Here is a 21,741-nt window from a genome sequence, read left to right as displayed (position 1 = left end):
CTCAGTTCCCCGATGTGTCTTGGCGCAGATACAAACTGGCGGTGTAGTTGGCGCCAGCAAAGTCCGGAAGCGCGCGCAGGACCGCGAGCACCTCCTGGCGGTTGTACTCGCCGCGGACCGAGAAGGTCAGATCGGCAGCGAGCGAGAGCGCATCGCCGACCTTGAGATGAAGCTTCTCGGCCAGCTTCTCGCCGAGTTCGGGGCCGGACACGGCCCGGACGATGACCTCGATCTTCCGCACGCGATGCTCGGAGCGCATGTGCTCGCCCGACATGAGCTTCTTCTCGATCTCGATCACGAGCCGGTTCTTGCTGGACTGCGTGCCCGTCTCGATGATGTCTGCCCGCTCGGCCTTCTTGGCCTGTGGGATCGACACATCGCAGCGCTGGGACAGCACGGAGCGCTGCCCATTGAGCCCCTCGTAGATCAGGAACACGTAGTAGTAGTAGGTCTGACCAGGCTGCAGGCCTGTACTGTCTTGCGCATCCAGCTCGGCACTGTAGTGGCGATTGGCCTCGTAGGTGTCATCCGTGTCAATGGGATGGTGCTCGCCGCAGACCCAGTTTCGGACAGTGGTGTAGCGCTGAACGACCGTGCGAAAGTCGGCGGCACCCGATCGATCCTCGGGGTAGCTCCACGACAACATGACCGCGTGGGTGCTGCCGTCGTAGGATGCCTGCACGTGGGTGTGGACCAGCAGCAGCTCTTCTTTGCCGGGCTCTGGTTCGATCCCCTGTGGATCGGTGATCGTGCACTCGCGGACCTGCTCGTCGCTGAGCTTCTCTACCGCGCGACGAGGTAGTGTTGAACCGTCGGCGCCAACGAGCGAGAGCACGCCCTCCCCGACCAGCTGCCGGGCTGCCTGCGGGACCCAGCTGGCGTCGAGTGGGATCGGCAGGCCAGGGGTCGAGTCGAAAGCATCCGAGAGCGCGGCCACGCTGCGCTGACGATAGGACTCCCACCGTTTCCTGATCTCGTGAACGATATCGGGCTTGCCGGTGAGATCCCTGGCGACCATCTCGAGGAAGGCCGCGCCCGAGAAGCTCTCGAGGGCATGGAGCTCGTACCAGGAACTATCGACCTGTGAGTCGGTCGCGCCGGCCTTCTCCCAGATCGTCGTGGTGCCGTAGCGCTCGGTGACCAGGCGACGCAGGCGATTCGAGTCGTCATCGAGGACCTTGCGGTAGACCACAGCGGACTCGGACGCAGGTCGACCTTCGAGGAGCAGCTTGCATGCGACGACACGACGCGCGCGATGAAGCAGATCCTCGTCGCTGAACAAGGAGTAGTTCTCCGCGTTGGTGTCGGTGCGCACGCTAGGCTCGACGATGAGCACGAGGTTGCGCTGGTCTTCGAGGTTCTGGATGCGCAGCCGGTCCTTGCTACTGAGTGCGACGGTCGAGAGCACGATTCGTGGTCGCTGGCGACGGAGGCCGCGTAGCTCCCCACGCAGAGCGTCCTCGTTCATCGGCTTCAAGATGGCTGTCTGCTCTGCGAGACCCCAGGCTGAGCTCAGCGCGTCGAGGATGCTCTCGTTGACCGCATCGGGCGTGACGCGGTCGGAGCTCGCCATGGCGGTGACCCGCGCATGGGGGTTTTCGATCGCGAGGAACACGTAGCGATGATCACGTTCGTGCAGGTTGAACGCCCTGAGCTTGAGCTGCGCCAAGGAGTCGCGGATCTGGATTGGATTCTCACCGGGGTCGAGCGTCGCGAGGAGGAGCTCTTCGAGGGTGGCGCCCGGTCGGGTTGGATCCGCAACCGAGTAGAACAGCAACGCGCTGAACAGCTCGTCCTTGTGGGCGAGATTGTCGGGCACGACGTCGTAGTTGTCACCGAGCGCGCGCCGAACGACCTCGTCGGCACCTGCGAGATTGGACAAGGCCTGCACGATGGTCTGATCGCGGAGCGGGAGATCCTGGCTGCTCACCAAGGGCCGGCTCTCGTGGGTATGCCGGACGACGTGGGCCAAGAAGCGCAGTGTCCCGCGGGTGTTCTGGAAGCCGCCGACGTTGGGGATCTTCTTGCTCAGGATGTCGAGGAACTCGGGCGCGAAGGGCCAGCACTCAATCATGCGCGCGCGAAGCGAGTCGAGGTCTTCGAGGCCCGCTTTCGTGTAGCAGGCCATGTACTGGTCGGTGACCTCGGCCGCGACTTGCTTCGCCTGCTCGGAGTCACGGTTCTTGAACAAACGGAACAGTACGACGCGCTGACGATCCTCGGCTGAGCGGAACGACAGCTCGAGCGGGCGAACGCGCCGGATCGTCTCGGCGGGCTCGGGCTTCTCGCCCAACACCGAGGTCAGGAAGGTCAGCCTCGGCGTCCGCATGCTGACCTCGGTGAGCGCCTGCAGGAAGTTGCGGTTGCGGCTCTGGGCTCGAGCAGCCTGTGAGTCATACCAACGCTCGACCTCGTCCATGATCAGGAACACTGGCCGGTCGCCAAGGACGGCTTCGATGCTCTCGCCGTCGAGGAAGTCCGTGACGCTCTGGGGGTCCTGGCCGAGACCGACGAGCAGCATCTTCCACAGAGGTTCTTTGGAGCGCTGGATGAAGCTGCGAGTGAGGACGATTGGGTCCGGCGGGAGCTCGATGGGCTCGAGGTTCCAGCGCTGGGCCCACTCGCTGACGACGTTGGGTGCCGTGAGCGCGTGGTGTGCGGCTAGCAGCACATGGGACTTGCCGAGGCCGTACTTGCCCGCGAGGAGGATTGTGCCCGGCACGCTTTCGGGGGAGGTCCAGCGCTGGGACAGGGTGCGTAGCGTCCCGACGATCTCGGCGGTTGGGTACGTGATCGAGAAGAAGGCCGCCGGGTCACGCATGACCTCACTACCGGCACCCTTACCGACGAGGCCACGGGACTTCAGGTCGAGCGCGGCGAGGTCGACCATGTCGAGCAAGCCTCGCGGGTCGAGGACCTCGTCGCGGATCTCGAGGGTGTTGCTGAACGGGAGGAGCGACATCGGGTGCGGCACGATCGCACATCTTGGGGTCGGGTTGGATGGTGAAGAGGTGGCCCAGATTGGGCCGCTGGTCGTTAGATCAGGGCTTGGCGACGAGTCGCACGATGAAGTCGAGCGGTTCGAGGACCACCGTGTGTGCCGCGCCTGAAACGTCGAGCCCAACTCCGCCATGTCAGCTGGCCATGTGTCGCGGCTTGAGGAGCGGATCGTCAGATCGCACTCATGGGCCGAGACGTCAGCCTCGAGTTGGGTCAGCAGCTTGTCGAGCAGCGTCTCGAGGTGCTGCCAGTGGGTGAGCATCTCGGGGAGTTCGTGGCCGGTCGGCGTGCACAAGTAGTGGTCGACGGGGTGTCCGCACTTCTTCATGGCGAGGGCCATCGCGTGACGACATAGATCGGCGACGATGGGCTGTGGCCCCTTTCGGTCGGGAGTTGGTACGGGCTAGCGGTCATCAGAGGTTCCTGGTGTTGGGTTGGCGAGTTCGTCCGCGACGCGTAGGCGCCCGGTGCCCAGGTAGCCTTCGCCGGCTTGGAGATCTCCGCAGAGCACTGGGCGTCGTTGACGGACCGCCGCGACTGCGGTCGTGCAAGCACCGGCGCAGAAGTCCACGACGAGGCCGCGGTGGGCGGCGAGGATCGCTTCGAGCAGGCGCTCGGGCTTTTGCGTGGGGTGCCGGCCGAAGCGGTACTCGGCGTTGCTCGGGCGGGTGATCGACCAGGTCGCGTTGGCGGTGCCGAGGATCGCCTTCGCGTCGGTGACGTCGCGGCTGGCGTGCTGGGGGTCTCGGGCGCGGTACCAGAGCAGGAGCTCGTGATCGTCGGTCCAGCCTGACTGGGGGTGGAGGCGCGGTGGGGGCGACGTTTTGAGCCAGCAGATGTCTTGGGCGAGGCGGTAGCTCGGCATCGATGACAGGGCGCGCTCGAGCGCGAACACGACGTGTCGCGTACCGCTGGCCCACACCTCGCCGGTCGGCGAGAGCACGCGTTCGAGTTCGATGGCCAGCGAATCCAAGAACGCCTCGCGGTAGTGCTCGGGCGAGCTCCACTGCGCGTCCCAGTCGCCGGGCGAAACGCTGACTCGCTCGCCGCCCTTGTTCGTGGTGCCGGCGTCACCAAGCACGTAGGGGCCGTCGAAGAACGCTGTCTCGACGCAGCCGTCCGGTAGCGAGCGCAGCAGCGTGAGCGCGTCGACTTGGACCAGGCGCACGCCAGGGGCGTCGAGCACGATCTCGCCCGCGCAAGGCGGGACTTCGCCAGAGTCCTCGGTGCCGATCACTGCGAGCTGCTCGGCTTGGCGCTCGGCCTCGGCCTGGGCCCGCGCTGTCTTGACGCGCCGCTCGGCTGCGCGGACCGTGACCTCGCCGCGCTCGACGGCCTCGAGTAGCTCATCGGCTCGCTCAAGGCCGAGGGCCTCGGTGGCGTGCTGGTCGACGTACGCGTAGCGCTCGATCGACCTCGGGCTGACACCGGCGACCTCGGCCGCCTCGCGGGCCGAGGCCGAGCGATGAGCGTAGCGCTCGCCGCCCTCGAGTTTCGGCCGCGGTGGTCGGCGCTCGCCGTAGAGCCGAAACAGCTTGTAGGCCGCCGCGACGCGCTCGCCTTCGCTGAGGTTGCGGGTGGCGCTGAGTCGCTGCTGCACGTAGAGCAGCGCCGCCTCGTCGCCGCGGTCGGGAGCCTCCGCGACGAGCTCGACGAAGCTCGGGAGCACATCCGCGCGCTGAGTCTGCTGCCACAGCTCGAACGCGATCTCGTCACGGTTGCGCCCATCGAGGATCCGGCCCTCGTAAAGCACGATCGGCCACTCCCGGTCGTAGCCGGTCGACGCGATCGAGGCCCGCGTTCGCTCGCGCTCGGCGGCGCTCATCATGCGCACGACCGCCGAGAACGGGTGGTGCTCGAGCTCGCGTCGCTGCCACTGCTCGCGGGCGTCAACCGAGCGACGGGTCCAGCGCGGAGAGTCGCTTGGGGCAGGTGATGTGGGGCCTTGGTCGTCATCAACTAGCTGTAGCTGGGTGCTCATGGGTTCGAAGCTCCATTCGGGGTCATCACGTAGGTCGTCTGTCGCGGACCGCTGGCGTTGGTGCGCGCTTGTCCATGCGTGTCCGCTGACGAGCTCGCGGGCGCGCTCGAGCGCCGCTTGTGCGGCTGTGTCCGGGTCCGCGTGGTCGATCGCCACGCAGGCCGCGAGTCCGCGTAGCGCCGTCTCCTCGGCCTTGGCTTTCCACTCGGCTCGGGCGGCGGCCCTGCGATCCCGAACCTGCGAAAGACTCTCTACCGGTGCTTGGCCGCCTGCGGTCTGGACCAGGCGCCACAGCGGATCCACGGGGCGCGTGCGCGTCAGCGGGTAGCCGCGACCGTTCTCGTCGAAGCGATCAGCCGCGACCGTGAGCCGATAGTGGCCATTTGGCTTGGCCGAGTCGGGGTTGCCCACCGCGTAGGTCCACGCGCGGGCGATCGCGGGCTGATCCGCCAGCGTTGCGCAGCGGCGGAAGTCCACGAGGATCTGATCCCGGCCGCGCGGGCGCAGCTGCAACGCGTCGCCTCGCAGGCGCACCTCCCATCGCCACACGGCCTCGTCGGGCTGCCGCCCGGCTTGGCGCATGCGCTCGAGCCAGCCGGCGCCGCGGCCCGTTCGGTCGGCCCAGCGGGTCTTGTCGTAGCCGTACAAGCTCAACGGGTTGCTGCACTTCTCACCGAGCTGGAGCGAGGTGAGACGGCCCTGCGTCGCGGGGACTGGCTTGGGCAAGGTCTGCTGCGTCCAACGGTCCGGGTCCTGGTGCTCGTCGAGCAGCGGCCCCCAGCCGGCTAGGTCCGCCGCGAGGTCGACCGCGACCGGGTACCAGCCGAGCTCGTCCGCGGCTTCGAGCGGCCGCTCGCGATCCAGCTCGAGGTCGAGCAGCCACGCCGTCGCCCAGGTCAGCCACGCGCGGGCCCAGCCCTCGATTCCGCCGAGGGTGTCGAGCGCTCGCGATCCGACCACGAGCTCGACGTGGTCATCCCAGACGAACAGCCGCGCTTGACCGCGGGCGCGCAGCTGCAGGGTCTCGCCTCGGGAGCCGCGCAGACTGACCTCCAGCGTTTTGCCCGCTGCTTCGAGTAGCTGGCCATCCTCGCGATCTCGTTGAACCCATATGGGCCAGCCTTCGGCGGGCGCGTCGAGTCGCAAGGTCGTGCCCGCGTCTGGGCGCGCGCCAACCAGCACGCGCGCCGGAGGCTTGGCGGGCTTCGCCCTCGCGAATTCACTGCCGTCGGTAGCGATCAGTTTTTCTGAAAAGTCTTGCCCCTCAGAAGGCCCCTGGATCACTTTCGAATCTGTCTCAGGAAAGTTGAGAGCCCCCTGATCAGTTTTCCGCGGCAGCATCGCGGCCTGATCAGTTTTCCGCGGCAGCACCGCCACGTTGACCCGCCAGCCCCGACCACCGAGCCACGCCGCGACCGCGACGACACCCACGACCACGCCGACGACCACCCCAGTCACGCGGCCCCCTGCTCGAACAGCGGCCCAAAGTCCTCGCGCCGACAGTGCGGCGACAGCCATAGGCGCTCTCGCCCGCGCCACGTGATCACCGACCAGTCATGCTCCTCGAGCTCGGCGTGCTCGTCACCGAGTCCGCTCAGCACGATCCGCAGTCGCGGGTGCGGACCATGCTCGAGCGCCCACGCTCGGACCTCGGCCGACTGCTCGGGCTCGTCGATCCCATACAGGTCTGGCCGCCGACCGGTGCCGAGGTCGTAGCAGGGATCGAGGTAGACCCCGGTCACGCCGTGGCTGACCGTCACGGAGTCCCGCAGCACCCGCGTCCACTCGCCGCAGGTCATCCGCACGTGGCGAAGCCGCTGGGCCAACGCGGTGAAGTAGGCCGGCAGCTCGTCGCGGATCTTCGAGCTGAGTACGCCCTGGCCGATCCCCGGCCCGGTCTCGCCGCCACGGAGGGCGACCTTGGCCTTTCGCGGGCCTCGCTTGCCAGGGTTGCACCAACTCCCACCGAGCCACACGGACCGGCCCCACAACCAGTACGCGGCCGCAGCAACATCGTGGGCTCGAGGGTCCGAGCGCAGGAGCGTCGTGAGCGACTCGCGGTTGTCGAGCAACCATCCGTGAACTGCGTCGAGCGTGCACTCGTGCACTGGCATCGCGCACGCCTTGGCCACGGCGATCGGGTCGTTACTGATCGCCCGCCACGCGTTGACGATCAGCCCGTCCTTGTCGTTGGCGGTCTCGACTCGCGCGGGCTCGGACCGACCGAGCAGGCAACCGAGCGAGCCGCCGAAGGGGATCACCAAGTTGACGATCGGCCCCATCGCCCGCTCGATCAGCGGCGCAGCCCCGAACTTGCCCCCGTAGTAAGGTACGGGCAGCCGCAACGGCTTCGAGGGCTCAGCCTTCACGGCCGGGGCGAGCAGCTGCCCGAGCACCCGCGAGTCCACGATCTCCGCGAGGCGAGCATGGCCCAGCGCGACCGCGAAGGTGTCTCCGTCGAACTCGGCGCGCGCAAGCGCATCGCGGACCTCGCCGAGCTCGGCCAGCATGATCTCGTCGAGTTCAGCCACGCTCGCCTCCACACGCGACCTCGTGCGAGCCGCGATCAACCCCGCCCGCACGACCCGCGCCAACAACCCGCCGGGCACTCGCGCAGCTGCGGAGACGGGCGGCCGTGTCGACCTCACCATGCTCCTCGGCCGCGCGAGCGAGCAGCTCGCCCGCGGCAAGCCGCTCACCGCCGAGCTCGACGACGTGGGCGAAGCTCGAGATCCCAGATTGCAGCACCACTCGGGCGGCCTCGACGAGAGTGGCCACCCGCGTCGACACACGCCCGGTCGCCGGATCCACACGAAGCCCCGCACCAGCCGGCAATCCGCCGAGTTCGAGCCAGGCCGCCAGCCGCCGCACGCTTATGTTCGGCGGCGCGTACCACAGCCCCGTGTTCCCGCTCAGCCCGAACGGCTCCACCAACGCCGCATCCGCGACCTCCCACCCCCACGAGCCCGCGATCCCCCACGGGTGCGGGTCTCGATCCCCGATCTGTCGGCAGTGGCTCAGCTCCGCAACCGCGATCACCAAGCCGAGCTGCGATCGCATCTCCTCGAGCGTCGGCTCCGGGCAAGCGCCTCCCACCAACCCAAGCCGCCGCAACTCCTCCAACCGCAGCTCGACCCGCTCCCACCGACGCGACACGTGGATCAGCACCGGTCCGCGATAGTTCGTCCGCCGACTGCGATTCTCGATCGTCTTACCCGGCACGTGCTCCGGCCACTCGCCCGCGTGCGCGAGCAACCACGCGTAGGGCTGCATCACGGTGATCGCCGCGTAGCGGACCGGCTCCGCGACCAACCGCAGCTGCACCGGCTTCGTCGGCTTCGGTGCCCCGACCAGCGCGACCTCGAGCTCGGCCTTCGCCTGCTCGTAGCGGCTCACGTGTAGATCTCCCACCACCGCTGCGCCGCAGAGCGCCTCGCCTGCTCGAGCAGCTCCTCACTCGGCGGGTTCAAACTCTCGACAAACCCGAGCGCCAGCGTCCGCTCGCCCTCGGCGATCCACCACGCGACCTTTCCCAGATCACGCAACCAGATGACGACCGCCCGACGCTCATCCACGCCCGGCGGCCCCGTCTCCCACCACCGCTGCGCCTCCACGCCACACTCGGTCCAGTTCAGCGGTCGAACCGCTCGCATCAGGTTCTGGGCACCACAATTCATGAACTTCACCTCCACGCGGGCCCGCCAACGCGGGCCCGCGAATGCACGTCTCTCCCGTCGTCGCCGCCCTCGCGCGCCATCCATTCGGCGCGAGCGCAGCTCGACTCACTCGACTCATGACCGCGACGCGAGCGCGTCGTCGGCCTACTCAAACATCAACTCACGACGGGCCAGGAACCACTGCGCCGCGGTAGCCGGCGCTGGTGAGCTCCACGTCCCCGCCGCCCGAACTCAGGCGGCATCAGCTTCTCCTACCTCGAGCTCCGCGAGCCGAGCGCGCATCAACGCCATCGCGCCCTTGCGATTCCGGCGCTCCGCCTCCAACGCGAGCGCCTGGTAGAGCACCTTCGTGTCTTCGATCCCGCTCAACGCCGCGCCGAGCCCGCCGAGGTGCAGACCGGCCAGCAGGCCGGCCCGGTCCCAGCTGTCGACGACCTCGGTCCGCCGCGAGCGGCCAAACCGCGCCATCGCGGCCTGGTCCGGCCAGTCGCCGTGGTCACATAGGTACTCGACTGCCGTGACGAAGAACCGGTAGGACGAGTACGCCCCACCCTTGCTGTAGCAGTGAGCGGGGATCTGGCCCCCGATACTCTGGCGCCGGATGGTCTTCTCGTGGACCCCGAGCCGCGTCGCCAGTTCATGAGTGTTGATGGTCTTGGGTGGTGCGTGCGCCATGCCGCCTCCTTCGCTACCCACCCATGAGCCACAGCAGACCCGTTTTGCTCAAAACAATTTTTCACTTTTTTCCCAGTGCAACTCGCCGGCCAAAATTCCCGTCTCCAACTCGTCTCCAGTTTTGGTCGCCCCGATACGTCCCGAAACGTCCCGATCGACCCCGATTTGTCCCGATCGAAATTTAGAGACTACGGGGTCACGGCCTTTGAATTCGAAGGTTTAGCCCTGAATTTTCAGCGGGTTGAGGGGGGCCCGCTGATAGTATCCGGCATACTGCGAGCGCCGACCGACAACGGCAGGGGCGGTCCCAGATGTGCCTGGCGTCGTGAATTCAAACTGATTGGCGCTCTAGGAGCCGGCATGGACATCGCCGAGGCCCACGAAGAGGGGATGACCTGCGTGGATCTGGTCGCGTCTGGGGCCAAATTCGACTGTGTGCTGCTGCGCGGGCCGTGAGCGGCTGCACTCCCCGTGTTGCGGGAGCTTGTCTACGACGCCGGAAGCAGCGCCTTGAGGCGCGCGAGCTCCACCGGATCTTTGACCTTGAGCACCGGCTCGTTGTCGTACTGTTCGTAATAGATCGTCGACTCGACCGCGTCATCGAACCCGAGCTCGCGCCGGATCCTGCGATGAAATGGCACGAACCCGCGGCCGAGCAGGCGCTCGATCGTCATGGCGATCGTGCCGGTCAACCCGCAGATGTAGATGACCGCGCGCTCGGGTGTCAGCTCGCCGGGCTTTAGACCAATTGCCTGCTCGAGCGCCGTGATCCGATCTGGCTTGAAGAAGTCCTCGACGCGGCCGGTGTCGCCCTTCCACTCTGGCGCCTCTTTGGGTCGTGAGATCGTGGGCAGATAGTGCAGGCCATTGTCACGCGCGAGCTGCTCGAGCCGCTCTTTGTAGCCGATCTCGTTTGGGTAGCTGGCCCCGTGCAAGAGCACGTAGGAGCTCAGATCCGCCTTGGGATCGACCTCGATGTCCGACTCCACCATTGACGTGAACGGCGCGAGCCCCGTCCCCGCGGCGACCAGGATCTTCAGGCGCTTGTCCTCGAGCCCGATCGTGTCGTCGATGTTGAATTTGCCGATCGCCCGGGTGGTCATGCTCATGCGATCGCCGGGCTTCATGTTCCACAGCAAGTGCGTGAGCGGGTTGTCGCTCTCGGGGGTGCTGACGTAGCGCACATAGAAGTCGATGGTCCGGCGCTGCTGGGGCGCCGACGCGATCGACATCGCACGCCGCACGCTGCCCAGCTCGGGCTTGGCCTCGTTGTTGAGCCCAAGCGTCAAGTACTGGCCGGGGATGAACCAGCGCCCCTCGGGGATCGGCGTATCGGGGACGACCTTGAACACGGCCAGGACGTCGGACATGTCGACCTTGGCCTCGAGGGTAGCGTTGTATTCGAGCGTGCGAGGGGCCATGCGCCCCAAAGCATACGCGCGTCAGGCGGTCGCGTGAAGCGAAGGCTGGGCCCTAGCTGGGATCGCTCAGCCGAGCTGACGCCGACGCCGACGCAGCCCGAGCACGCCAAACAGCCCAGCGAGCAGCCCAAGGCCTGCGCCGCCAGCGGGTTGCTCGACCGCGCAGCCTTGCTTGGTCGCGCCGGGTTCACCGTCGACCGCGGGCGGCCCATCGCTGCTCGAGCCCGAGCCCGAGCTCGATCCCGAATCACCGCCACCGTCGTCCGAGCCGCCGTCCCAGCTGTCGGAGTCGCCGGAGCCGCCGCTGTCGTCGGAGTCGCCGTCGCCGTTGCTGATCTTGCCGCTGCTGCCTACGCCAAACTTGGCCTCCCGCGCTTGCCGCTGCTCTTCCTTGTACTTGATGTACGCGTCTGGCAGCGGCGGCAGCTTCTGCATCATGCGGGGCCGGGCCTCGGCGAGCCGCTTCCACGCGCCGCCGCCCGGCACCTGGCCGCCGCCAGCGGGGGTCTCGGGGCTGAGGATGTACAGCGCCCGCCGGTTGCGGACCTCGTCCACGCTGTCGCCGGTGTTGACCGCCAGCCCGCTCTCGCCCATGCCGGCGTAGTGGATCTCGCACCACGCTCCCTTGTCGACGAAGTACTGCGCGATCGCCTTGGCGCGGTTCTCGGATAGCTTCTTGTTGTCCGCGCTGTTGCCGACCGTGTCGGTGTAGCCAACGATGTAGAGCTGGACCGTGATGTCGTCGGCCGAGGTCTTGTTGGCCGGATCGAGATCGTCGATCGCCTTGTTGGCTTTCTCGAGGTGGTCGAGCTCGTGGACCAGCACCGCGAACGCCTCGGCGACCTTCCACTCTTCGTCGGGCTTGATGTTGTACTTGCCCGAGTCGAAGTTGACCTCTGTGTGGGGGATGTGCACGGACCACGGCACCCGCGAGTCGGTCGCCGAGTAGCCGGTGTCGTCCGAGCCCGTCACCTTGATCATGAAGACCTCGTCCGCGGTCCGCCAGCTCATCTCGAACGACTCGCCCGCGTTGATGACCTTGTCGGTCACGGTCTCGTCCACGATCATGTCGCCGTCGGTGTTGAACACCTGAAGCTCGTGGCTGCTGAGCGTGAACGGGGTCTTGTAGCGGATCTTCTGGTCGTCAACGATGTCTTCGCGGCTGCTCTGCAGGGCCAGCGCGCCCTGGGTGCCGCCAGCGATCGGGCGCTGGACCTCGAAGCTACCGGTGGTGAACGACTCGCTGGCCTCGATCCTGATCTCGTACTCGACCTGCTTGCCCTTTTGGGTCCACGTGACCTTGGTGCTCTTGCCAGCCTTGACGTTGATCGTCTTGTCGACCTCGGTCCCATCGGAGCCCCGGATCTTGACCTTGACGTTGCTCAGGTTCTCGTCGGCCGTGACCTCGACCGTTGCGGTGCCCTTGGTGTCGGTCTGCGAGGCGTAGCTCCAGTTGAAGCCGGCGAACGACATGAACAGAGCGAGGAGCGGAGCGGTGACGGATGAGAGCATCGGATGTCCTTTTCGAGCAGCGACGGGGTCGCGGAACGCGCTGGCTGCGCCAGGGAGATAGTAACGAACAGTTCGCCGACGACCAACGGTCCAGACCCGCGTTCAGCGGGTGGAGCTGCGCCGTGCGAGCGCGGGTCGCCCAGGCGCTGGCGAAGTTCCTCTACGGCATCGTGTGGCGAGCTTCCACGACCGTGTGGATGCCCCCACGCACCAAGAAGTCACCCTCGACGACCATCGCGCGGGGCTGCAAGGCCGAGACCAGATCATCGAGGATCTGATTGGTCACCGCCTCGTGAAACGCGCCCACGTCCCGGAACGACCACAGGTACAGCTTGAGGCTCTTGAGCTCCACGCAGCGCTGATCGGGCGTGTAGCGGATCCGGATCGTGGCGAAGTCCGGCTGGCCCGTCTTCGGGCACACGCAGGTGAACTCCGGGCACTCGAAGCGGATCTCGTAGTCGCGGCCCGGCTTGGGGTTGGCGAAGGTCTCGAGCTCGCGCGAGGGTTGGCTGGGCACGGGTCGGTGTGTGCCCCGGGCGGCAGGCGCGGTCAAGGTGTGAGCTTGCTCGGGGGCGAGAATGGGGTCGAGGGGGCTAGCGTGGGGTGGGGGAGCGTGTTAGAACGCGCGTCCATTCCGAACTGACGGCGGGTTTAGCTCAGTCGGTTAGAGCGCCTGGTTGTGGTCCAGGAGGTCGTGGGTTCAAATCCCATAACCCGCCCTACTTAAGTCTTTGATATTGTTGGAGTTTGGATCCTAAGGATCCGCCGTCTCCACAATGTCTCCAAAACCAAGCGAGTTAGTGTCCTGCTCACACAGTGACCCGCGGTTCTCGAGCAGCGCGATCGAGCGCTCCAAGGCGGCGGGTGACAGGTGCATGTAGCGCTGGGTCGTTGTTAGATCCGAGTGGCCGGCGAGCTCCTGGATCGCCCTCGCGGGCGCGCCTCGCATGGCCAGGTGGGAGCAAAAGCTGTGACGCAGCGTATGGGGCCCTCGGTCGCGCAACATGGCGAGCTTGAGGGTCTTTTGGAGCCACCTGCGTGCGACCCTCACGGTGAGGTCAGTGCCCTCATCGCGGTATAGGACGTTGGGTCCCCGCAGGTGTCGGTGTGCTTGCAGTGCCGCGGTGAGCCGCTTGGTCATGGGGAGCCGGCGGATCTTGTCGTGCTTTGGTAGCCCGATGTGGCCGTCGTACTCCGCGCGGTCGACCGTGAGCAGGCGTCGACGAAAGTCGATCGCTGTCCATTGGAGCGCTCGGATCTCACCAGGGCGTAGACCAGCGTCGCCGCCGAGCAAGACCATGATGTGGATCCGTGGGTCGATGCGCTTCGCAGCCGCGACGATCCGCTCGTACTCGTCGAAGTCCATCTCCTGACTGCTGCGGGTTCGTGCCGGGGCTGGCGCATTTATGATCGTTGAGACTTCCCAGGACTGGTACGGGCGTGCGAGCATGACAACGCGAACTGCGGCAGATGGACAACAAGCGAGATCCTGACGATGCCCAGGCCGGAGCGGACGCCACCGCCACGGTCGCTGAGTGGCCACCTAAAGACTCGCCAGCCGCGTCAGTTGGTGAGCAGCTCTCCGGTCTGGGGGCGATCAGCCGGCTTGAGAACTACACGATCCAAAGCGAACTTGGACGAGGAGGCATGGGGGTGGTTTACGCTGCGTATGACAATCAACTGAGCCGAAGAGTCGCAGTCAAGACCCTCCGCGATCACGGCAACATCGAATACCGCCGCCGACTGATGGACGAGGCGCGAGTGATGGCTCAACTCGCACATCCGAACGTGGTCACGGTGTTCGAGATCGGTGTCGCCGATGGTGTCGCGTTCATCGTCATGGAGTATATCGACGGCGTCACCCTGGGTCGTTGGCTGGCCGAAGCCTCGCCATCTATGGCCGAGACCCTCGCCGTGTTTCGCGACGCGGCCGAAGGTCTGATCGCGGCGCACGAGCGGAACCTCGTCCATCGTGACTTTAAGCCGGGCAACGTGATGCGTGGCCACGATGGCCGCGTTCGCGTGATGGACTTCGGACTTGCCCGCTCCGCACGCGCTCTGAACGCGACGCTGGAGGCGAACCCCAGTTCCGATGATGCCGGAGCAACGCCACGAACCGGGATTGCCGGAACACCGGCCTATATGGCGCCGGAGCAGTTTCGAGGCCGACCGACCGATACAGCCAGCGATCAGTTTTCGTTTTGCGTCGCCCTCTATGAAGCGTTGTATAAGGAGCGACCATTTTTTGGCGAGACGAAAGAGGAACTGTGGATGGCGGTTGAACGTGGCGAGTTCCGTGATCCGCCGCGCGGGAGTGACGTGCCGGACTGGCTTCGCAAGGTACTCCTGAAAGGGCTCAACGCTGATAGGTGCGAGCGTTTCGAATCGATGCGAGCGCTCATCGACGCCTTCGCGGGCTCGCTAGATTTCAGCGTCTCGACCAAGCAAACTCCGGTGCAGACGCCTGAGAGCGCGATCGCTAGTTCTGTCGCTACCATCGTCGACCGACTCTACTCACGCCGAGCGTTGCGGCCAGGCTCGCCAGAGTCTCTCGCGCACACTGTTGTGATTGACGAAGCGATCCAGTTCGTGCGGCGACGTTGCATACCCGATGTAGATAGCGTGATCGCAGGCGCTCGACTAGAGAAGATCATCGGATACGGCACGTTTGGGACCGTGTGGGAGGCTTACGACTCGGTCCGACAACGGAAGGTCGCCGTGAAGGTCTTCCGCCTCGAAGCGCTCGGAGAGGGACAAATGCTACATCGATTTGGTCGTAGTATCCGTGCGATGAAGCTATTGAGCGAGCCTTCTCGCCGTAAACGGCACGGCCGCTCGGGTCGCGTGGTCGAGTTCTACAGCGCCGACTCAACTGGGCTCGCATTTTCGATGGAACTCCTTGGAGGAGGCGATCTCCGGGAAATCGCGCGACTCAACTGGGATCTTGAGAAAAAGATCGAAGTGATGATCGAGGTTTGCGCGGCGTTAGAGTACTCCCATGCAAACGGCGTGATTCACCGCGATATCAAGCCGGCCAACATTGTGCTAGATGTTCGAGGCGCGCCAGTGTTGACTGATTTCGACATCGCCGACATCAAGTTCGCTACTTCATTGTCCACTTCCGTTGAGGGGGGACTCGGGACCCCAATTTTCGCCGCACCGGAGCAACTTGTTGAACTCGAACAGCGGGCTGACGAACGAGCGGACGTCTACAGCCTTGGAAGGCTCCTTCACTTTCTCTTGCTTGAGCGTTCACCCGGCATGGCCCTGGAAAAGGAACCGTCAATCGGGAATTTGTTTGGCGAACCGCCGGCACTGGTCGAGGTGGTGCGGCGGGCAACGCAGCATGATCCAAGGAGCCGTTTTCGATCCGCGTCCGAAATGCGTCACGCACTGGAGACTTGCATGAGCAGGGCTGTGGCGTGGAAGACAATGCTATTGCGAGCCAATCGTGCGCTGGTTCGAAATTGGCAGTTGGCGATGGTTGCAGCTTTCGTGCTTGCGGGTCTTGTGACAGCATTGGGTTACCAGGAACGAGAGCGTGTGGCGGCGGAACGGGCACGCGCGACGGCGGAGCGTGAGCGTGAGTTGAAACTCATGGCAGAAGTGGCGAACTCGGAGACTGGCGAAGCGTACGCACAATTCTCGCGATTGTCTGAAAAGGTGCAGGAGGCAAGCGACCGAGAGATCGATCTAACGCTTGAGAGGAATCGACTCATGATGCGGTTGAGTACTTGGCGAAATGCACTAGCAAATGTTGAGTTGGGACCGGCTGACCTCGCGGACCTGGTTGGGAAAATCGAGGTTGGCGAGACCGAACTAGCGAAAGTAGATGCCCGTCTCGCGCAACTCAAGAAGGAACTGCGCATCTTGAGCCTAGAACTGGATACGTTGAACCGCAAACGACCAGCAGTTGCGAAGGGAGAGTCACCTGTGGACTGCACGACGCGCTCGGACTGCAAAATCTATGGCCGGTGCACTGCGAAGTTGGGCAACTGTATCACCGGCTCCGACGCCGACTGCAAAAGGAGCGAGCAGTGTAAATTCCACGGTCAATGCACTGCCAAACTCGATCGCTGCACGGCCACATCCAATGCCGATTGCAAGATGAGCAAGGGGTGCATAGAACTTGGATGGTGCACAGCTAAAGATGAAATTTGCACGGCTGCGTCCAACGCTGACTGTCAAACAAGCAAGGAATGTCGAGTGTCCGGTAAGTGCGCGCAAGAAGATGGTATGTGTATCGCTACATCCAATGCGGGTTGCGAGGCGAGCACGATGTGCCTGGCTCGAGGCCAGTGTAGCGCTGAAGACGGCATATGCATCGCCGCGCCGTAATTGGAAGAGTGCCGACGCTCATCGGCCCAGATGCGCGATGTGCTCGAGCATCGTCAAGAGCTCGGCAAAGTCGTCGTGGAACGCATCCGGCGCCTTGTCACGATTCCAACCCCACCAGTCGTCCACCTCGGCAGCCTGTCGTGCCGCCCGCGGCACGAACTTCACCACGAACACGGCGACGCCTCACGCGCCGCGGCGCAGCTCTCGAAGGAACGCTCGTGCGTCGACTCGGTGAGGACTTTGTGCCTCGGCGAGGCCGGCGTCGATCTCCGCGAGCTCTTCGTCCGAGACGTCTACGGGATCCTGTGGACGTCCAATGAGCACAGTGACCTCTGCGCCCTCCGGTATGCCGGTCGGATCGGCGAGCACTACGGCGCCGTTTTGGATTCGGCCGCGTCGTATTTGCATCGTGAGAGGATAGGCGAATTTGTGGTTGGGAGCGACCGCGCCTCCGCGGGGCGGTGAGGATTCCCCATCTGCGTTCATGTTGTTGTTGTCGTCAGCGCCACCGGCGTTGATCCCGACCAACCCATTTCCTTCAGACTCCCGCATGCAGTGGCAGGTCGGCTGGCCCCGCCAGGCGCCACGCACCCCTCCCCAGCGGGTCGATCGCGGTCTCGAACCCGACGCCAACGGCCTCGGTCCCGCGGTCGGCTCGACCATGCTCGCCGAGGGACTCGCCTTCGTCAGCCCCGTCGGCCGCACCGGCGCCGGCGAGCCCTTCGAGGTCGGCACCAGTCGTGATCGGCGAGTGGGTTGATCCCGACCCCACCGTCGCTGACGCCGGGCTGGCCTCGCCGAAGGCGCCCCTGGCGGGAGCTGGGCGCGTCGGCGAGACCCATTCGCCACGAGTTCGTCGGGCAGAACAATCGTTTGGGCTCTGCAACCAACCACGAGGATAAACAGGACTGCAAAGTCTCGCTCATTGTCGATTCCGTTCCAAGCGCCGTGCGCATTGAATCGAACGCCCGACAGGCAGGAGGCCAGTCCGATCTGTGGCAGCCGTCGCACGGTCTTGCCCGTGCCCGTCGGCCCGATGAAGACGAGGTTGGCGACGCGGTCGATGAAGCCGAGCTGCACCAACACCATCATCGCGGCCTGGCTGACGCCAGCTAGTTGCTACCACAGATTGGCATCAAATGACCAGCGCTCCGCCCAACCGCAGGTGGGCTATTTCGACCGCGGCGCAGCTCAGGGTGGAAGCGATAACGAGCATGAATTGTCACACTAACTTTCTCTACATTTTGGGTGCCCCAGCTCGCTCCATGAACTAGAACAATGGACACCTCGCGCTACCGCGGTCGCAGATTGCTCGATTTCACGCAAACCACGGCTGCCACCAGCCTCGTCCTCGCCCTCTCTCTCGCCGGTTGCGGATCCAATCCAAGCCCACCCGAGCAAACAGAGGAGCGAGCCGCCACCCTGGACACCGCCCCAGCGTTCCGCTCCAGAATCCTCGATTTCGTCCGCAACGTGGCATCTGACGGCCCGATCGCGGCCTGCACCCTGCCCGATCTCCCCGGCCCGATCCACTCCGTCGTCTCGCTCTACTCCCACGGCGAGCTCGTCGGGCGGGCCACCTCCGAGCATGACGATCTCTGCGTCAGCCTGATGCACGCCACGCTACAGGTCCTCACAGCCGCCGACCTGTCGGAGTCCCTCGTACAGCAGGCGCAGTTCGTCGTCGAGCTTCCCAAGCACGAGTTCGCGCTCGTCGAGCACGAGGGCGAGGCGCTCGAGTACGTCGATGGTCTCGTCCCCGTGCGCCACCTAAACGCCGACATCGTGCGCCAGCGCATTGGCGAGGGCACCGCCTACCTCCTGCGCATGATGGATCCCCGGTACGGCGGCGTGCACAAGCGCTACCACGCGGCAACCGACAGCTTCGAAGATCAGCTGCACACCATCTACACCGCGTCAACGATCTACACCCTGCTCGCGGTTCAGGCCCAGACCCATGACGCGAGCCTGGCCGAGCCGATCCAGCGCGCAACGGAATTCCTGCTCAAGATGCAACGAGTCGCCCCCGGCCAGCCTGGCCATGGGGCGTTTCACTACTCCCTGGATCTGACCCACGAAGAGCGCGAGCCTCGGCTCGTCGTCGGGACCTCCTCCAAGACCATCTTCACGCTGCTCGAGCTGCACCAGCTGACGGGGGATCCAACCCAGCTTCAGGCCGCGCGCATGGCCGCCGACTGGCTGCTGACCATGCAAGATGAAGAGGGTGGGGTGACGCCAGAGCTGCGGCTGGATCCTGACGGCAACTGGGCGCCGGTCGAGGAGGAGTCGGTGCTCTACACCGGTCAGGTGCTCTCGGCGCTCTCGCGTATGTATGTGGCCACCGGTGACGCGCGCTACCTGGAGGGGGCCACCCGCACGGCTGGCTGGATGCTGGCCAAGCGTGAGCGCGAGGGCTGCTACGTCGGCGACGGCTACCGCAAGCCCAACCCGGTCTCGAGCTCGTGGATGATCCTGTCGCTGTTTGACTTCGCCAAGGCCAGCAACGACGCGGGCGTGCGCGAGCAGGTCTATGCGTGCGCAGACGATCTGTTGAAGCGGCAGATCACCAACCCGGCTGACGTCTATCGCCACGGCCGCTGGTCGGCCTCGCTGTCGAGCAGCGGCAACGGCTGGCTCGCTGAGGTCCTGTCCGTGCTCTATCGTGAGTGCCCAAGCGAATACAGCGAGCGATGCACCAAATATCGTGGTGCGGTCATTCTGCTGTTTCGCCTGCTCATGCAATACACCTACACACCTGAAAATTCTTTTGTTGTCAGGAATCCAGACATGGCCGCGGGGGGCTTGTTCTGGAACACACTCGATCGTGACGTTCGAACTGACTCGGTCTGTCACGGGATGAACGCGTACGTGTTCATGCTGGATCACCTTCCCAAAGGTGACCTCGTCGAGCTACCCGAACCACCGCCCCCGCTCGTCCAGAGCCAATAGGAGCCACCATGAAGCCGTCATCACCGCTGCGTCTCATCACCGCTGCAACTTTGCTAGCACTACCGCTGAGCTGCGTCCTCTTCGAAGATCCCGAAGAGGAAATTGAGGAAGTCCCGGGCGAGATCGAGCCCGCGGGCGCCTGCGAGCTGATCGAGGACCAGCTCAAGAGCCGAATCATCGCCGACATGGAGGCGGAGCTCGAGTGGCGGCACGACAGCGCCATTTGGTCGGTCACGCACACCTGCGAAGAGTGGGGCGAAGAGGAAGAGGAAGAAGAGGAAGAAGAGGAAGAGGCCGGCGAGTACACGACGACCAACACCCAGGAGGCGGACGTCGACGAGGCGGACTTCGTCAAGAACGACGGCGGCTACCTCTACGTCCTCGCCGACAACAAGTTCTGGATCATGGACGCGTGGCCCGCCAAAGAGACCCACGTGCTCTCGACCTACAACCTCGAGGGCACGCCCCGGCGGATGTACGTGCACGAGGACATGGCCGTCATCTATGCGTCGACCGACGAGGGCTGGCAGGGCCTCGAGGACACCTGCACCTACGGCTACGACTGCGACTTCACCGGAGACAACAGCCCGCTGCACATCACGGTGCTCGACATCAGCGATCGTGCGAACCCCGTGCTCACGCGGGAGATGCGGTTCAACGGCTCGTACCTCAACTCTCGTCGGGTTGGGATGGACGTCCACACCGCGCTGGTGTTCCCCGAGTACGACGTCGAGGGCATGACCTACTGGCCGGCGAAGCTGCCAAACTCGTACTGCGACCTTGGCGAGATGGGCTTCACGGTCGAGATTGTCGACGAGATGTTCGAAGAGCTGCGTCAGGCCAACATCGCGCTGATCAACGAGGCGCCGGTCGAGGATCTGCTGCCCAGGGTCCAGGACACGGTCTACGTCAACGACGACGTGTTCGAGACCGAGGAGCCGCTGTCGTCCTGCGAAGACGTGTACTTGTCGAGCAGCAAGGACGCGCTTGGCTTCGTGTCGCTAGCGACCTTCGAGATCGGCGAGCAGCAGCCAATGCACGCGACCACGATCCTCAGCCGCCCCGGCGCGATCTATGGCACGGCCGAGTCGATGTACCTCGCGGTCCGGCACAGGCGCGACTACAACGACGAGGAGTGGTTCCCCGAGATCGCGCCCGACATCAACGACGCGACCACCGTGCACAAGTTCGCGCTCACGTCTGGCGGGGTCGCGCCAAAGTACAACGCGAGCGGGGTCATCAAGGGCCGGATCCTCAACCAGTTCTCGATGAGCGAGCGCGATGAGGTGCTGCGAATCGCGACCACCAGCGGGCGCGTCCCGCAGCCGGGCGTCCACAGCACGATCACGACCCTTGGCCAGGAGGGCTCGTCGCTCGTCACGCTCGGTCAGATCGACAACATCGCCCCGACAGAGGACATCCGCTCGGTTCGGTTCAACGGCGAGACCGGGTACATCGTCACATTCAAGAAGACCGACCCGCTGTTCGTGATCGACCTGGCGGATCCCACCGCGCCCGAGATCCTTGGCGAGCTCAAGATCCCGGGCTTCTCCACGTACATGCACCCAATGGACACGGAGCACCTCCTGACCATGGGCTACGACGCCTCGGACGAGGGCAGCTTCGCCTACTTCCAGGGTCTGCAGCTGCAGGTCATCGACGTCTCCCAGCTCGACGACCCCCAGCTCGCCTTCAAGGAGGTCATTGGCACCCGCGGATCAACCTCGGACGCCGCGACCAACCACCTCGCGTTCACCTACTTCAAGGCCCGCGACCTGCTCGCGGTGCCCATGACGATCTGCGAGGACGACGACGAGGACGGCGGCAACGGGCTCTACGGCGACTTCATGACCTTCAGCGGTCTGCTCGTCTATCACGTGACCACCGACGGCGGCTTCAGCCTCGTCGGCGGGATCCCACACGAGGAGCCCGAGTCGCCGAACAACGTGAGCGGCAAGTGCTACAACTGGTGGACCAACTCGGACTCCAAGGTCAAGCGCTCCGTGTTCCTGGAGGACTGGGTGTTCTCGATCGCGCGCGACCTGGTCAACGTGTCGCATATCGCCAGCCTCGAGAATCCAAGGGTGACGATCGAGCTGTTCGATTAGCGAGCAGCTTGTAGAACTTCGCGCGGGGTTCGGTCTCACGACCGGACCCCGCGACGCTTAACTGGGTGGCCGCCAACATG

The 21,741-nt window shown here is 65.0% G+C and carries 17 protein-coding genes and 1 tRNA gene; 6 read left to right on the top strand and 12 right to left on the bottom strand.

The genetic code is table 11. The features are described 5' to 3' along the window. Nucleotide 1: 1 nt before the first annotated feature. The 9 genes from DB30_RS03155 to queF all read right to left on the bottom strand — a co-directional run bounded on the left by DB30_RS03155 (nt 2) and on the right by queF (nt 12,783). Nucleotides 2-3,340 carry a hypothetical protein gene (locus DB30_RS03155; protein WP_052546478.1) on the bottom strand — a complete coding sequence of 1,113 codons (3,339 nt, stop codon included), beginning with the start codon at nt 3,338-3,340 and terminating at the stop codon, nt 2-4. Between the two features lie 63 nt (nt 3,341-3,403). Beyond that, nucleotides 3,404-6,163: a DNA-methyltransferase gene (locus DB30_RS03150; RefSeq protein ID WP_165703605.1), complete on the bottom strand. Its 2,760-nt coding sequence runs from the start codon at nt 6,161-6,163 to the stop codon at nt 3,404-3,406. A 272-nt stretch (nt 6,164-6,435) separates the two neighbouring features. Beyond that, the gene (locus DB30_RS03145; protein WP_146657936.1) at nt 6,436-7,512 is read right to left on the bottom strand and encodes a DNA adenine methylase; all 1,077 of its coding nucleotides are present in this window, start codon (nt 7,510-7,512) and stop codon (nt 6,436-6,438) included. Further along, on the bottom strand, nt 7,505-8,377 hold the full coding sequence (locus DB30_RS03140) for an ASCH domain-containing protein (RefSeq protein WP_052546475.1): 873 nt from the start codon (nt 8,375-8,377) through the stop codon (nt 7,505-7,507). The genes DB30_RS03145 and DB30_RS03140 overlap by 8 nt, the downstream gene beginning before the upstream one ends. Then, complete coding sequence (locus DB30_RS03135; protein ID WP_205632893.1) at nt 8,374-8,634, bottom strand: hypothetical protein; 261 nt, start codon at nt 8,632-8,634, stop codon at nt 8,374-8,376. Before DB30_RS03135 ends, DB30_RS03140 begins: the two co-directional genes overlap by 4 nt. Nucleotides 8,635-8,889: 255 nt before the next feature. Further along, entirely contained in the window at nt 8,890-9,333 is a 444-nt protein-coding gene (locus tag DB30_RS03130) for a hypothetical protein (protein WP_052546473.1), read from the bottom strand. A gap of 488 nt (nt 9,334-9,821) precedes the next feature. Next, nucleotides 9,822-10,754 carry a ferredoxin--NADP reductase gene (locus tag DB30_RS03125; protein ID WP_052546472.1) on the bottom strand — a complete coding sequence of 311 codons (933 nt, stop codon included), beginning with the start codon at nt 10,752-10,754 and terminating at the stop codon, nt 9,822-9,824. A gap of 66 nt (nt 10,755-10,820) precedes the next feature. After that, the gene (locus tag DB30_RS03120; RefSeq protein ID WP_052546471.1) at nt 10,821-12,266 is read right to left on the bottom strand and encodes an OmpA family protein; all 1,446 of its coding nucleotides are present in this window, start codon (nt 12,264-12,266) and stop codon (nt 10,821-10,823) included. A 160-nt stretch (nt 12,267-12,426) separates the two neighbouring features. After that, entirely contained in the window at nt 12,427-12,783 is a 357-nt protein-coding gene (gene queF, locus DB30_RS03115; protein ID WP_052546470.1) for a preQ(1) synthase, read from the bottom strand. Between the two features lie 128 nt (nt 12,784-12,911). Here queF and DB30_RS03110 point away from each other — a divergent pair. Further along, a tRNA-His gene (locus DB30_RS03110) sits at nt 12,912-12,985 on the top strand. A 35-nt stretch (nt 12,986-13,020) separates the two neighbouring features. On the opposite strand, the gene DB30_RS03105 is transcribed toward DB30_RS03110, so the two are convergent. Beyond that, nucleotides 13,021-13,632, bottom strand: coding sequence for a tyrosine-type recombinase/integrase (locus DB30_RS03105; protein WP_240480151.1), 612 nt, complete (start codon nt 13,630-13,632; stop codon nt 13,021-13,023). Between the two features lie 104 nt (nt 13,633-13,736). Between DB30_RS03105 and DB30_RS03100 the strand changes: the two genes are divergently transcribed. Further along, nucleotides 13,737-16,604 (top strand): serine/threonine-protein kinase, encoded by a 2,868-nt coding sequence (locus tag DB30_RS03100; RefSeq protein WP_052546468.1) that lies wholly within the window; start codon nt 13,737-13,739, stop codon nt 16,602-16,604. An 18-nt stretch (nt 16,605-16,622) separates the two neighbouring features. Here the strand turns inward: DB30_RS03100 and DB30_RS03095 are convergent, their stop codons facing one another. Together DB30_RS03095 and DB30_RS03090 are read right to left on the bottom strand one after the other, a co-directional pair. After that, a complete protein-coding gene (locus DB30_RS03095; protein ID WP_153258202.1) occupies nt 16,623-16,778 on the bottom strand; it encodes a hypothetical protein in 156 nt (51 codons plus the stop codon). Between the two features lie 9 nt (nt 16,779-16,787). Beyond that, nucleotides 16,788-17,012: a hypothetical protein gene (locus DB30_RS03090; RefSeq protein ID WP_146657934.1), complete on the bottom strand. Its 225-nt coding sequence runs from the start codon at nt 17,010-17,012 to the stop codon at nt 16,788-16,790. A gap of 76 nt (nt 17,013-17,088) precedes the next feature. Here DB30_RS03090 and DB30_RS03085 point away from each other — a divergent pair, with 76 nt between their 5' ends. From DB30_RS03085 to DB30_RS03075, 4 genes are all read left to right on the top strand, one after another. After that, entirely contained in the window at nt 17,089-17,364 is a 276-nt protein-coding gene (locus DB30_RS03085; protein WP_146657933.1) for a hypothetical protein, read from the top strand. A gap of 188 nt (nt 17,365-17,552) precedes the next feature. After that, nucleotides 17,553-17,720, top strand: coding sequence for a hypothetical protein (locus DB30_RS41185; RefSeq protein ID WP_205632892.1), 168 nt, complete (start codon nt 17,553-17,555; stop codon nt 17,718-17,720). Nucleotides 17,721-18,077: 357 nt separating this feature from the next. After that, nucleotides 18,078-19,553: a prenyltransferase/squalene oxidase repeat-containing protein gene (locus DB30_RS03080; protein ID WP_146657931.1), complete on the top strand. Its 1,476-nt coding sequence runs from the start codon at nt 18,078-18,080 to the stop codon at nt 19,551-19,553. Between the two features lie 8 nt (nt 19,554-19,561). Then, on the top strand, nt 19,562-21,661 hold the full coding sequence (locus DB30_RS03075; RefSeq protein ID WP_146657930.1) for a beta-propeller domain-containing protein: 2,100 nt from the start codon (nt 19,562-19,564) through the stop codon (nt 21,659-21,661). Nucleotides 21,662-21,741: the final 80 nt, after the last annotated feature.

This window comes from Enhygromyxa salina (assembly GCF_000737335.2).
GTDB classification, from domain to species: domain Bacteria; phylum Myxococcota_A; class Polyangia; order Nannocystales; family Nannocystaceae; genus Plesiocystis; species Plesiocystis salina_C.
Note: the sequence above shows the minus strand (reverse complement) of the source record. Positions and strands in the feature narration are given on the sequence as shown.